General features: G+C 42.1%; 10 protein-coding genes and 1 other annotated feature. Of the genes, 3 read left to right on the top strand and 7 right to left on the bottom strand.

What is annotated here, in order from left to right:
* Positions 1-107: 107 nt before the first annotated feature.
* The gene (nfo, locus tag QV280_RS02105) at positions 108-959 is read right to left on the bottom strand and encodes a deoxyribonuclease IV (protein WP_152821293.1); all 852 of its coding nucleotides are present in this window, start codon (positions 957-959) and stop codon (positions 108-110) included.
* 318 nt (positions 960-1,277) lie between these two features.
* On the opposite strand from nfo, the gene grcA reads away from it, so the two are divergent.
* Positions 1,278-1,655: an autonomous glycyl radical cofactor GrcA gene (gene grcA, locus QV280_RS02100; RefSeq protein ID WP_023404500.1), complete on the top strand. Its 378-nt coding sequence runs from the start codon at positions 1,278-1,280 to the stop codon at positions 1,653-1,655.
* A gap of 121 nt (positions 1,656-1,776) precedes the next feature.
* Here the strand turns inward: grcA and thrC are convergent, their stop codons facing one another.
* The 3 genes from thrC to thrA are packed head-to-tail and all read right to left on the bottom strand — an operon-like array spanning position 1,777 to position 6,478.
* Positions 1,777-3,057, bottom strand: coding sequence for a threonine synthase (gene thrC / locus QV280_RS02095; protein WP_152821295.1), 1,281 nt, complete (start codon positions 3,055-3,057; stop codon positions 1,777-1,779).
* On the bottom strand, positions 3,054-4,016 hold the full coding sequence (thrB, locus tag QV280_RS02090) for a homoserine kinase (protein ID WP_152821297.1): 963 nt from the start codon (positions 4,014-4,016) through the stop codon (positions 3,054-3,056). Before thrB ends, thrC begins: the two co-directional genes overlap by 4 nt.
* Before the next feature lie 2 nt (positions 4,017-4,018).
* On the bottom strand, positions 4,019-6,478 hold the full coding sequence (thrA, locus tag QV280_RS02085; protein ID WP_152821299.1) for a bifunctional aspartate kinase/homoserine dehydrogenase I: 2,460 nt from the start codon (positions 6,476-6,478) through the stop codon (positions 4,019-4,021).
* A gap of 27 nt (positions 6,479-6,505) precedes the next feature.
* Positions 6,506-6,621: a sequence feature (Thr leader region), on the bottom strand.
* Positions 6,622-6,902: 281 nt separating this feature from the next.
* Here thrA and QV280_RS02080 point away from each other — a divergent pair.
* Positions 6,903-7,415, top strand: coding sequence for a hypothetical protein (locus QV280_RS02080; RefSeq protein WP_152821301.1), 513 nt, complete (start codon positions 6,903-6,905; stop codon positions 7,413-7,415).
* Between the two features lie 404 nt (positions 7,416-7,819).
* Complete coding sequence (gene arcA / locus QV280_RS02075; protein WP_023405233.1) at positions 7,820-8,536, top strand: two-component system response regulator ArcA; 717 nt, start codon at positions 7,820-7,822, stop codon at positions 8,534-8,536.
* Between the two features lie 75 nt (positions 8,537-8,611).
* Here the strand turns inward: arcA and QV280_RS02070 are convergent, their stop codons facing one another.
* The 3 genes from QV280_RS02070 to QV280_RS02060 form a co-directional block, all read right to left on the bottom strand.
* Positions 8,612-9,076: a hypothetical protein gene (locus tag QV280_RS02070; protein ID WP_152821304.1), complete on the bottom strand. Its 465-nt coding sequence runs from the start codon at positions 9,074-9,076 to the stop codon at positions 8,612-8,614.
* A gap of 50 nt (positions 9,077-9,126) precedes the next feature.
* A complete protein-coding gene (gene arcB / locus QV280_RS02065) occupies positions 9,127-11,499 on the bottom strand; it encodes an aerobic respiration two-component sensor histidine kinase ArcB (protein ID WP_023405231.1) in 2,373 nt (790 codons plus the stop codon).
* A gap of 118 nt (positions 11,500-11,617) precedes the next feature.
* Positions 11,618-12,574 carry a TIGR01212 family radical SAM protein gene (locus QV280_RS02060; RefSeq protein WP_152821307.1) on the bottom strand — a complete coding sequence of 319 codons (957 nt, stop codon included), beginning with the start codon at positions 12,572-12,574 and terminating at the stop codon, positions 11,618-11,620.
* Positions 12,575-12,853: the final 279 nt, after the last annotated feature.

Raw genomic sequence — 12,853 nt, 5'->3', positions numbered from 1 at the left:
ACAAAATTTACGTTAAACATGACACACTCCATAATGCGTAGTGACTTCGTCCGTTGCATTATGAGATGAAAGAAGTGTGCCAACAATCCGCTTATTTGCAAAATAAGTTACACAGAAAATGACCGTATTGCTTGAATTTCATCCTGCCATCTTTCTGGCTCAATCGTTTCTAAGATCAGCGGGATTCCATCAAAGCGAGAGTCTTGAGAAATATACTTAAAACACTCCCAACCTATCTCTCCTTCCCCCAAAGAATGGTGTCTGTCGACCTTTCCACCCAATGCTATTTTTGAGTCATTAATGTGCATTGCACGTAAATAGTGCATACCGACAATGCGATCAAACTCGGCAAAAGTATGCTCACAAGCTTCAGCAGTTCTGAGATCGTATCCCGCCACAAAAGTGTGGCAAGTATCAAGGCAAACCCCAACACGACTTTTGTCTGCAACTTGCTCGATGATTTCAGCAATATGCTCAAAGCGCCAACCAAGGTTAGTGCCTTGTCCTGCTGTATTTTCTATCACGGCAATCACATTTGGCACGGCTTGATGCGCTAGATTAATGGACTCAGCAATACGCGCTAAACATTCACTCTCGGAGATTTTTTTCAAATGACTGCCAGGGTGAAAATTTAGCAAAGTAAGACCAAGCTGTTCGCAACGCTCCATTTCATCAATAAACGCCGCGCGGGATTTTTCTAGCTTCTCTTCTTCTGGCGCACCTAAGTTAATCAGATAAGAATCGTGGGGCAAAATTTGCTGTGATGAATAGCCTAAAGCCGTGCAGTTTTTCTTAAATGAATCTATGCTTTTTTGCGTTAATGGCTTTGCCACCCACTGACGCTGATTTTTGGTGAATAAAGCGAATGCGTTGGCACCAATTTCTTTGGCTCTAATGGGCGCGTTCTCCACACCACCAGCAGCAGAAACATGGGCACCTATAAATTTTTTATTTGACATAAAAACTCTCACTGACTTCAAAAAATGATCACTCTCAAACTGTTATGCTCAATCTGAATAGCAATGATTTTGATACAAATGTTGTTAAAAAACCACACATTAGCTTTCAAATCCATACAGCTTGTTAATTTAAATGGCGTAAGCCTATGAATTAATTAAAAGTTGATCCTAATCATGGAAAATACCTTAAAAAAAATGCGGTTTTTAGTTGTTTTTTGACTTAAATCAATATTAAAATGGCAAACATGCAGTGAGCGAACTAAAAACGCTCCAAGTTTATCCGTAAATCTAACCCACATATGTGGCTGAGGAGAAATCATGATCAAAGGTATTCAAATTACAAAAGCAGCAAACGATGAGCTTTTAAACTCTATCTGGCTACTAGATTCTGAAAAGAACGAAGCACGTTGTGTTGTTGCAACGTCTGGTTATGAAGCAGATCAACTAATCGCAGCTTCAGATCTAGGTGACTTCGAAAGCCGTGAAGTAGCTATCGAAAAAGCACCTAAAGTAGAAGGCGGTCAGCACCTAAACGTGAACGTTCTTAAGCGTGAAACTCTTCAAGATGCAGTTGCTCACCCAGAGAAATACCCACAGCTAACTATCCGTGTTTCTGGCTACGCTGTACGTTTCAACTCTCTAACTCCAGAGCAACAACGTGACGTTATCGCTCGTACTTTTACTGAGACTATGTAATTACTAGTTTTTAAGTAAATTGCGAAAAAAGCTTGGCACTAGCCAAGCTTTTTTTTGCTCTAAGCAAAATATAAAAAAACGACACCGAAGCGTCGTTTTTATGCTGATAACGGTAAATGTGCTACTGCACTTTTCTTAGTACCGCTTTTAGTAGTTCAAAATCATTGTCTAAATCTTCTGACAATAGATCCATTACCGCATGCTTCGCCAGTGGTCCCGGCAATTCAATATCACTACCTAAAATGTCATCAACTACTTCTTTAAACTTAGCAGGGTGAGCTGTACACAAGAATAGCCCTGTTTCGCCATCATTAAGTTGCTCTTGTAAAGAACGGTACGCTATCGCGCCATGTGGCTCACATAGGTAACCTAAGTCATTGAGTTCACGAACACTTGCAGCACTTTGCTCATCCGTCACAGTAGCACTGCCCAATGTATCTAAGCCCCAACCTTGACGTTGGCAAAGCTCTTCGATACGCGGCCAGTTATTGGGTTGACTAACGTCCATTGCGTTTGAAGTTGTTGCAACGGTAGGTTTTGGATCCCACTTGCCCGTTTTTAGGTAACGAGGAACAGTATCGTTGGCATTAGTGGCAGCAATGAAGCGCTTAATAGGTAAGCCTAGAGCCTTGGCTAGCAGACCTGCGGTTAAGTTACCAAAGTTACCACTTGGAACAGAGATCACTAGATTCTCACGCTGTTCTTTGCTCAGTTGAGCAGCGGCTTCAAAGTAATAACAAATCTGCGCCATTAAACGGCTGATATTGATTGAGTTTGCTGAATTCAAACCAATTTCTTGACGAAGTGCTTCGTCATCAAAGGCTTTCTTAACTAAAGATTGGCAATCATCAAAGTCACCAGCAATGGCCACGGTATGAATGTTTTTGCCCAAAGTACAAAAGAGTTTTTCTTGTAGTGGGCTGATTTTGCCTTTTGGATACAAGATAACAACGTTGATATTCGGCATACCATAAAAAGCATGCGCTACCGCCGCGCCAGTATCACCTGAAGTCGCGGTCAATATCGTGATTTGGCCGCCTTCAGAAACGGTTGCCAGTGACTGCGCCATAAAGCGGCCACCAAAATCTTTAAATGCTAGTGTTGGACCGTGGAACAATTCCAAAGCGTAAGTGCCATCTTTTACTTGCTTAATAGGTGCAGGGAATTCAAACGCAGAGTTCACCATCTCAGAAACTTGCGCTTGTGAGAGTTCATCACCAATCAATGCTGACAATATTTTACTACTGCGAGTGATAAAATCCTCAGCAAGTAAAGCGTCAATGTTATCCAACTTCGGAATATCCGTTGGGAAGAATAGTCCTTGGTTACGACCTAAACCTTGTCGAACAGCCTGTCCAAATGAGACCTGTTCGTCGTTTTCTTTGATGTTATACAACTTCATAATTTACTTCCTGTTCCCTTCGAGCCCTGCTGATCTATTTTGCAGATGTGCACGAATCCTTCATCATTTTGTACGTAGTTGGTTTCAAGCCAAGCTTTCACTCTTTCGGCAACCTCTAAACTATCACAGATAGTAAACATTGTGGGGCCACTTCCAGAAATTCCAGAAGTGAGTGCGCCCACTGTTTCAGCGTATTCTCTCGCTTCAGGGAAGCCAGGAAGCAGACGCTGTCGATAAGGTTCAGCAATCACGTCTTTAATCATTTTAGCGGCTAGCTTTGATTGACCTGAATAACTGGCATGAATAAAGCCCGCTAAATGACGACCGTGCGCAATAATGTCTTGTCTACGATATTGAGCAGGTAATATTTCACGAGCAGCTGCCGTTGAAACATTGATTCCCGGATACGCCATCACCCAATACCAATCATCAAAGCTAGGCACTTCTTGGCTAATAATACCCAGTTCTTCTACCATCAGTTGTACGCCGCCAAGATAGCAAGGGGCGACATTGTCATAATGGATACCACCAGAAATTTCACCTTCCATCTTGCCCATCAAGGCCAGCAACTCGGTTTCATTAAGCGGGTTATTATGAAATTGGTTTAACGCATCTAATGCCGCCACAATAGAGCAAGCGCTAGAACCAAGCCCTGAACCAATAGGCATGTTTTTCTCTAGAGTCATCTCTAAGTGGCGCAGTGCGATACCTTTACGCGCCACTTCTGTGGCAAACACTTGCCAGCAGCGATACACAATATTTTGTTTCGCATCAGCAGGTAACTTACTGACAAAACGCCCTGCTGTTTTTAATGAAAACTCTGACTCTCCAGTGGCAACCATTACTCGATCTCCAAGTAATGTGCCATCTATTGGAGAGACTGCTGCGCCCAGTACATCAAAACCGACACTGACATTGCCGATTGATGCTGGAGCATAAACGCAAACACTCTCTTTCATGTTTAGATTCCTAACTTCCAACCCAATGTACGCATTACATCAGAGAATACACCTGCCGCCGTTACCTCTGTCCCAGCACCGTAACCACGCATAACCAGTGGAATTGGCTGATAGTAACGACTGTAAAATGCCAGAGCATTCTCACCATCTTTTACTTTAAATAGAGGATCGTTCTCATCTACCGCCGCGATAGCCACTCGACATTTACCGTCGGCAATCTCACCCACATAACGAAGCACTTTGCCTTCTTTAGCCGCTTCTTGGGACAAATTCGTAAAGTAAGCATCCGCCTCAGGCAAACGCGCTACAAACTCAGCAATAGAACCAGAATCATCAAAACCCGGTGGCAATGCTTGATCAACCACGACATCTTCAAGTTCAATCGACATGCCAGTTTCACGAGCCAAAATCAGCAGCTTACGTGCCACGTCCATGCCCGATAAATCGTCGCGAGGATCAGGTTCTGTAAAGCCGTTATCCATGGCTACTTTTGTCGCTTCACTCAACGTCATACCTTCATCTAATTTGCCAAAGATAAAGGACATTGAACCCGACAAAATGCCGTTAAACTTAACCAGTTCATCACCCGCGTTAATTAGGTTTTGCAGGTTCTCGATAACAGGTAAGCCTGCGCCTACCGTAGTTTCATACATAAGTTTACGTCTTGAAGCACGCGCAACTTGACGCAATTGATGGTAGTACGACATGCTCGCTGTGTTTGCTTTCTTGTTTGGCGTCACCACATGGAAGCCAGCTTGTAGGAAGTCAGCGTACTGACCGGCTACGTTTTCACTAGAGGTACAATCAACTAATACTGGGTTAATGATGTGATTGCGCTGCACCATAGCGCTCAATGATGAAATGCAGAATCTCTCACTAGCATCTCCCATACGATCACGCCATTGATCTAGGTCTAAGCCTTCGCCATCAAGTAACATGCCTTGGCTATTGGCTAAGGCACACACGCGCATCACAATGCCTTTGCTAGCAAGTTTTTGCTGCTGACGAGCGACCTGATCGACAAACTCACCACCAACACCACCAATACCAACCACAAATAAGTCGATGAAGTGTTTAGAATTAAATAGGTTTTCGTGACACGCTTTAATCGCTTTAGCAATTTTGTTTTCAGGGATTACCGCTGAAATAGCGCGCTCAGAAGAGCCTTGAGCAATAGCCACAATGTTGACATTTACTTGAGTTAACGAGGTAAAGAACTTAGAAGCCACACCGCGAGAAGTGCGCATACCGTCGCCAACCAGAGTCAAAATCGCCACATCATTGATGAACTCGATTTGCTCCAACAAGTTATCTTTTAGTTCAAGTTCAAACGCTTCTTCCAATACCGCTTGAGCACGCAGGCGATCGACCGCTTCAATACAGAAGCTAATGCTGTATTCAGAAGAAGATTGAGTAATCAGTACAATCGAGATACCCGCAGAAGACATCGCGCCAAATACGCGACTTGCCATACCCACCATACCTTTCATGCCAGGGCCTGACACATTAACCATAGTCAGGTCGTTTAAGGTCGTGATGCCTTTGATATCTAAATTATCTTCACCGGTATCTAGGCCGATTAAAGTGCCCGGCCCTTGTGGGTTGAAGCTGTTTTTGATCAGACAAGGAATATTAAACTGTGCAATCGGGGCGATGGTTTTTGGATGCAGCACTGAAGCGCCAAAATAAGAAAGCTCCATCGCTTCTTGGTAACTTAACGATTTAAGGAGGCGTGCGTCTTCAACTAAGCGCGGATCACAGTTATACACGCCGTCTACATCAGTCCAAATTTCACAGCAATCGGCACGTAAACAAGCTGCCAATACCGCCGCAGAATAATCTGAGCCATTACGCCCAAGAGTAACCAGTTCGCCCTTAGCGTTACCTGCGGTAAAGCCCGGCATTAGATGCACTTCATCTTTTGGTAATGGTGATTGCACGAAGTTCTGCGTCGAGACTTCAACGTCTACCATAGCTTCTAGGTAATCACCTTTCGCATAAAGGTATTGCACAGGATCAATCAGACCCGCGGCTTGTCCTTTGGCTTCTAATACCGCTTTCATTAAGCGAATAGAAACTTTTTCACCTTTACTAATGATGCGCGCATTAACGTTGTTTGGGCACATGCCCAATAGCTTAATACCTTGCACAAACTCAACTAAGTTGCCTAGTGATTCTTCAACTTGAGCCGAGAAAGCGTCTAACTGAATATGAGGCAGCTCTTGTTTGATGTTGTTCGATAATTCTATAAAAGAGCTTCGTAAGTCATTGATCAGAGGTTCTACATCTTGCTTCTCTAGCGCAGAGTTGATAATTGCGACTAGTTTATTGGTGGTTTTTCCTGGAGCAGATAAGACAACCGCCAACTCCTCTTGATCCGCATTACTTGCAATAATATTCGCCGCACGCAAAAACCTACTTGCATCCGATAACGACGATCCTCCAAACTTTAATACTCGCATTCCATTCTCCCTGAGCTAAAAATTGCAATAAAAAAGGCCTGTATCTGGTGGGATACAGGCCTTTTTTGTAAAAGTTTTCTTTCAGCAGCCTGCCCCAACACTGGTGGTGTCGGTAATAATGATTCGGGTAATCAGGCTACGTGTGTTTTGCATTACTGTTCTATCTGTTTTCTAAATATGTCTAACTCTAGAATTACCTATTTTGCTTTAATCCGTCAATGATAAATTAACAAAAATGGACAAATTCCCATTTTCATCAACAAAAATGGGAGGAAAGTATAGACATCAAAGCTAAAAATTTGAAATAGGAACTGTCTTCATCACAATAACATAAGGTAAACAAATTATTTATAAGCGTTAGCATGGAAATTCCTCTTATCCACACCCATAATTGATATTCTTCAAGGATGAATAAGGGGACAAAATGCGATTATTTTTTCGTTATCAACTGCTTTTGCTCGTGCCCATTCTATTTACTCTTTTCACTACCACCGCCTATAGTGCTACAGACTTTGACAACGCCGTCCCGCAGGACTCAAACATCCACGCATTGAATAACCAATCCCCACATCGCTTATTTATGTCTGCTATTCCTGGCTCGGGTGAGCAATTTGATGAGTGGCGTGTCGATACCGGCTATGCATACTCAGTTTTCGAAAATATCGATCTTTATGTTGCAACACGAATTTCTGGCTCAGTCGATCGTCAATCAAGTCGCGATTTTTTAAGTGGTGTGAACTACCATTTTAGTAACAAACTCTCTTTGAATAGTGCTATCTATGCCTCGCCAGACGTAGAAGCAGTAAGCATTAGCGACTATATGGGGGCAGAACTGTCTGGCAAATATATGTTAACTGAAAGCTTAAATTTGAAGGCAACTTTAGACTATGAAGAGTGGCAAAGTGCAATAGAAGTAAGACTTGGTTTTAGCTTTTAAACGGGATTTATGTACAAATTTCACACTAATGCAACTATTGCACCTTGTTCTTATTTAATGAATACTAGCGCCTAGCACAAAATATCGATATTGATCACAGAATCGAGAGTCGTTTTCACTTATTTGTTAAAATTAACGATTGATTTAAATCAATAAAGTAAAATAAATGAACAACATTTGATTGTTAGAAAGCTGTTAAGTCGGTATGATGCGCAATTAATTTGGCCAAGAATGAAAGGTACTATCGGATTTTAAGTACCTTGTGAAATTTCCAAGGAGGGGGATGTTAAGGTGCAATGAAATCATCGAGTGCATTACATACGCACACAAATGATTACCTTGATGTTATTTTTTGCCTAGAATTTATTAATAAAAATCAATTACACATAGTTTAGGTAGAGCCAATGCAAACCCCTAACATTCTTATCGTTGAAGACGAACAAGTAACTCGCAGTACACTAAAAAGCATATTTGAAGCAGAAGGATACAGCGTATTCGAAGCAACAGATGGCGATTCTATGCATCAAGTGATTTCTGAAAATTCAGTAAACCTAGTGATCATGGACATCAATTTACCAGGCAAAAACGGTTTACTTTTAGCTCGTGAATTGAGAGAGCAAGCCAATGTCGCTCTTATGTTCCTAACTGGCCGTGACAATGAAGTCGATAAAATTTTAGGACTTGAGATCGGTGCTGATGATTACATCACTAAACCTTTCAATCCTCGTGAACTGACTATTCGTGCTCGTAACCTTCTATCTCGTTCAATGAGCGTTAGTAAAGAAGGCGAAGAGAGCAAAAACGTTGAGAAATACACATTCAACGGTTGGGTTCTAGATATTAACAGCCGTTCTTTGGTTAACCCAAATAACGAAAGTTACAAACTTCCTCGCTCAGAATTCCGTGCATTACTGCACTTCTGTGAGCACCCAGGAAAAATCCAAACTCGCGCAGAATTATTGAAAAAAATGACAGGACGTGAGCTTAAACCTCATGACCGTACTGTAGATGTTACGATTCGTCGCATTCGTAAGCACTTTGAATCAGTTGCGGGCACTCCTGAAATCATCGCTACTATTCACGGTGAAGGCTACCGTTTTTGTGGTGATTTAGACGCATAATCAATCCTGAATTGATTATAAAAAACCCAGTTTTTAAACTGGGTTTTTTTAGGTCTGTTGCTTAGGCTAAGCGAACTAATAAACTGCATCCACGTCTACAGCTTGATCAATTAACCATACTTTTTGCGTTTCACCTTTTAGCTCAACCGCAACATCAGCGGCAGTAGCGCTATCGTTATAACCTTCATCTTGTTTGAAAGAAATCTTCCACTGTTTCTCGTTGATAGCTTCAACATCAAATGCATCTTCATCAATAAGGAATGTTTCACCTGCATAGCGAACCCAGATAGCCGTTACCGCCAGATCTGCTGGGATAGTTTTATCTGAGGTTAAGACTAAATTACCATGCAACGGAGCCGATGAAGCCGTCTCGCCAATAGTGGGCATTTTATTGCCCCACATATTCGCTTCCAGTGTCACTTTTGTCTGCTCGACTGTTGATGTTGCTGACGCGGTATCCCACGGAGCATGACATATTGAAGCGCAACCAAATAAGAGCGTAGAGCTCAATAATAGTGCACTTAAAACTTTAACTTTCATCGCTAATTCCTATTCGCAAATTACTATGAATGTAATCATTGCTGATCTTATTATTTATCAAACTCTTGCTCAATCCAATCTTTCACAACCTCAATATCACCAAGGTAACTCTCTTTTATCTCGTCGATCCAGTCATTAATATTTTCCCACCATGCAGGTAGCTCTGGAGATTGAGCTTGCTGAGCGACCATTTGAATACGCTTTAGGCCCACAGAGCCTGCAGCACCTTTAATTTTATGCGCCTCAGACACAATGGCATCTTTGTCTTTAGCCGCTAAATTAGAATCTAAAATAGCCACATAATCTGGCATCATATCTTCAAATAATTGCACACTCTCCAGTACCGGTTTTTTCCCTACGATTTCGATATATGAACGTAGCATTTCTTTATCGATTAGCACATCCAACGGTGTTTTTTCGATTGTAGGCTCTTCTAGTACCGCTTTAGTAGCATGGGTTTTCTCTTCGATAATTTGCTCATCGAGATAACACAGTTTATTTAAAATCTTGCGCAATGCTTTAGCCGACAACGGTTTGCTTATTGCGTCTTGCATACCCGCTTCTCTATAGGCGGTTTTGTCTTTTACTAAGTTAGCCGTCAGCGCCACTATTGGCGGTAAGTTGGTATAGCGACTTTGCAGTTCTGTAGCGATCTCAAAGCCTGTCATATCGGGCAATTGTATATCTAATAACACCAAGTCGTAGTCGGTAGGCTCAAACTTACTCAATGCTTCTGTACCTGTCATTGCCACATCGACTTTGTGGCCAAAACTGGTCAATAAAGAGCGTGCTACTGTAACGTTGAGTTCAATATCTTCAACCATGAAAATAGAAAGTGGACGTTGCACAGGTTCTGTCGTTTCTTCTAATTTATCTATAATAGGTGCGCCAGAAGGTGCGGTAAATTCAACATAGAAGGTACTGCCATGCCCCACTTCACTGGTGGCGTAGATATCGCCGCCCATCTTTCTCATAAGTGATTGAGATACCGCTAAGCCAATCCCTGAGCCTACAGCGTGCAGATTGCCCCCTTCAGATTTCACCTGATAATACATGGCAAATATTTTCTCAAGTTCTGACTCAGGAATACCAATACCGCTGTCTTCAATCTCAAAGCGAATGGCAACTTCGTTATTTTGCAAAGGTTCTGCACTTACATTAACAAATACCCCACCCTCTGAGGTGAACTTGATTGCGTTGCTGATTAAGTTCCATAACACTTGTCGTAGACGAGTCGCATCCACAATGATGTTGTCAGGCATGTCGGTAAGACGTTCGAGTTCAAAACGTAGGTTCTTTTGCTCTGCCATTAAGCGAGACAGACTGTCCAATTCAGTAATGAAGCTATTAAAACTGAGTTCAGAAGGAACTAACTCTAACTTATTGCGATCAAACTTATCTATATCAATAATATCGTTAAAGATATGCCCTAGCGTAATTGCGCTAATGTTGATGGTTTGCATATACTGACGCTGCTCTTTATCTAAGCTAGTACCTAGCAGCATTCGGCTTAAACCTACTATGCCATTTAATGGCGTTCGCAACTCATGACTAATGGTCGAGATAAAGGTGGTTTTATCGCGACTGGCTTTTTCTAGGGATTTTTCGTTCAATTTGCGCTCGGTAATATCACGCCCAAACCCAACTAAACCTAAATGACGCCCTTCTTTATTAAAGAAAGGGACTTTTCGCAATTCATAATACGCTTTACGACCGCCAGGGTACTCAAGCCACTGTTCGTAGATAAGCTCTTCGAGGTTTTCAAATACGATTTGATCTGTTTCGACGATCTGTTGCGCGATTTCTTTCTTATAAACCTGCCATGGGGTTAATCCAACCAGCTCTTTTTCCGTTTTACCGGTGAGTTTCTCAACCGCATGGTTACAACCAGAAAAAACACCATCGGCGGTGCGGTAATAAAATAAATCAGGACAAGCATCGATAAATGAGCGTAATAAAGCGGTTCTCTCAGCAAGCGCTATCTGAGTCGCCTCTCTTTGAAACACTTCATGCTCAAGATCGAGCATAGCCTGTTCACGGGACTCTTCCGCAGACAGGCGCTCTTTCATCTCAAGGTTTAATTGTTTTAAGTTATGGGTGAGCTTTTCATTGAGATCGAGGTCGCGTTCTCGCATATCACTGAGCTCAGAGACCAACTTAGAGAGTTTACGACGAGATTCCTCTAATTGATCGACCACTATAGAGATAAAATAGACCGCACAGGGGGTCATAATCAGGCCAAAGGCGAGCGAACGCAGCGCATGTTTATATTCGAAAGTTTCTCCTAAAATCCAACTGATACCCACTTGAACTAAAATAGCTAAAGTAATCAGGCCAAGAGCAAGCAGGAAAGAGAATCGGAAGATCCCTAATCGAACGAGAAGATCGACATAATATCGAGAGTAAGTTTTCAATGGTTTCATCAAGCAGTCCATTTGCTGTAACTGCCATTAGTTTATCTTGCCTGACTGTAAAAGTAAGTAAGGCAAGAAGGTATTTTAGAAGTAAAGTCGAGACATCAACTATTTAATAGGGGGATCTTCAGTTATTCACTGAGGTTAGCTTTAACACTGGTTGAGTAAATACAAACGGATTATTTAAAAGAGAGCCTTGCGCCCCTTCTCTATCTAATGCGCGGCCGATCTCGGTCATCGCCAACCAACGGTTTTCACACCATAGCGGGGAAAGTAATGTTGGTCTGCGCGCCGCAGAAGAAACTCGGTGATACACCACCTCTGGAGGGGTCATTCTAATTAGCTCAGAAGCAATGCTGACATACTCTTCCAGTTCTAGAGATTCCAATTTGCCGGCTTTCCATGCTTTAGCCATAGTACTGCCTTCGACAATATGTAAGCTGTGTAATTTGATGCCGTCGGTACCCACATCTAATACTTTATGTAATGTTTCGATATTATCTTGCTTGGTTTCTTTTGGTAGGCCCACAATTAAGTGCGTGCACACTTTAATACCGTTGGCGCGCGCCTTTTTTGTGATTTCGGCATAACATTCAAAATCATGTCCACGGTTAATACGCTTTAAGGTGTCATTGTTGGCTGTCTGTAAACCTAGCTCTAACCAGATTTCATAACCTTTCTCTTTATACTCCACCAGCAAGTCCATCACCGCATCAGGAACGCAGTCTGGACGAGTGCCCACACACAGCCCCACTATATCAGCCGACTCTAGTGCTTCTTCATACATTTTTCTTAGTGTTTGCACTTCAGCGAAGGTGTTGGTGTAGGCCTGAAAATAAGCAAAATATTTTTTTGCTCGAGCTATCTCTTTAGATCGGTCGCTTAATTGAACTTCTATTGCCTGAGTTTGAGTGGTTTCGTCAACAAATGAAGAGACGTTACAGAAAGTACAACCACCGCGCCCTATTGTTCCATCACGGTTAGGGCAACTAAATCCACCATGCAGAGTCAGTTTATGAACTTTTTCGCCATAACGACGCTGTAAATCTTGTCCGAGAGTATTGACGAGTTCGTGTAACTGCATGAAATTTCACCTATGATGACTTTGTACCCTGACACCCTGTCATGAAACTAAATTACATCCCTTCATTAATAAGCCGCGTATTCTAACATCTCCGCAAGTTTTTATCGAACGAGGTATTTGAGGCAATATGGTCACGCAAAGGTTTGCGTGTAAATATAAATGCACAAATGTTAACTGGATGCTATAGACACTTGTTCATAAAAAATCCACTTTTGATGAAACTTTCGTTGGAATTCAGCTAGACAAAATTGTAGGATAGTTACAACTATTGCCTAATAT

Source organism: Vibrio sp. B1Z05, from assembly GCF_052955985.1.
The sequence above is the reverse complement of the archived record's forward strand: the minus strand, read 5'-3'. Positions and strand labels throughout refer to the sequence as shown.

What these genes read in the sequence shown, in the direction of transcription:
- nfo (WP_152821293.1), bottom strand. Translation starts at nt 959, where the DNA reads ATGTCAAATAAAAAATTTATAGGTGCCCATGTTTCTGCTGCTGGTGGT.
- grcA (WP_023404500.1), top strand. Translation starts at nt 1,278, where the DNA reads ATGATCAAAGGTATTCAAATTACAAAAGCAGCAAACGATGAGCTTTTA.
- thrC (WP_152821295.1), bottom strand. Translation starts at nt 3,057, where the DNA reads ATGAAGTTGTATAACATCAAAGAAAACGACGAACAGGTCTCATTTGGA.
- thrB (WP_152821297.1), bottom strand. Translation starts at nt 4,016, where the DNA reads ATGAAAGAGAGTGTTTGCGTTTATGCTCCAGCATCAATCGGCAATGTC.
- thrA (WP_152821299.1), bottom strand. Translation starts at nt 6,478, where the DNA reads ATGCGAGTATTAAAGTTTGGAGGATCGTCGTTATCGGATGCAAGTAGG.
- QV280_RS02080 (WP_152821301.1), top strand. Translation starts at nt 6,903, where the DNA reads ATGCGATTATTTTTTCGTTATCAACTGCTTTTGCTCGTGCCCATTCTA.
- arcA (WP_023405233.1), top strand. Translation starts at nt 7,820, where the DNA reads ATGCAAACCCCTAACATTCTTATCGTTGAAGACGAACAAGTAACTCGC.
- QV280_RS02070 (WP_152821304.1), bottom strand. Translation starts at nt 9,076, where the DNA reads ATGAAAGTTAAAGTTTTAAGTGCACTATTATTGAGCTCTACGCTCTTA.
- arcB (WP_023405231.1), bottom strand. Translation starts at nt 11,499, where the DNA reads ATGAAACCATTGAAAACTTACTCTCGATATTATGTCGATCTTCTCGTT.
- QV280_RS02060 (WP_152821307.1), bottom strand. Translation starts at nt 12,574, where the DNA reads ATGCAGTTACACGAACTCGTCAATACTCTCGGACAAGATTTACAGCGT.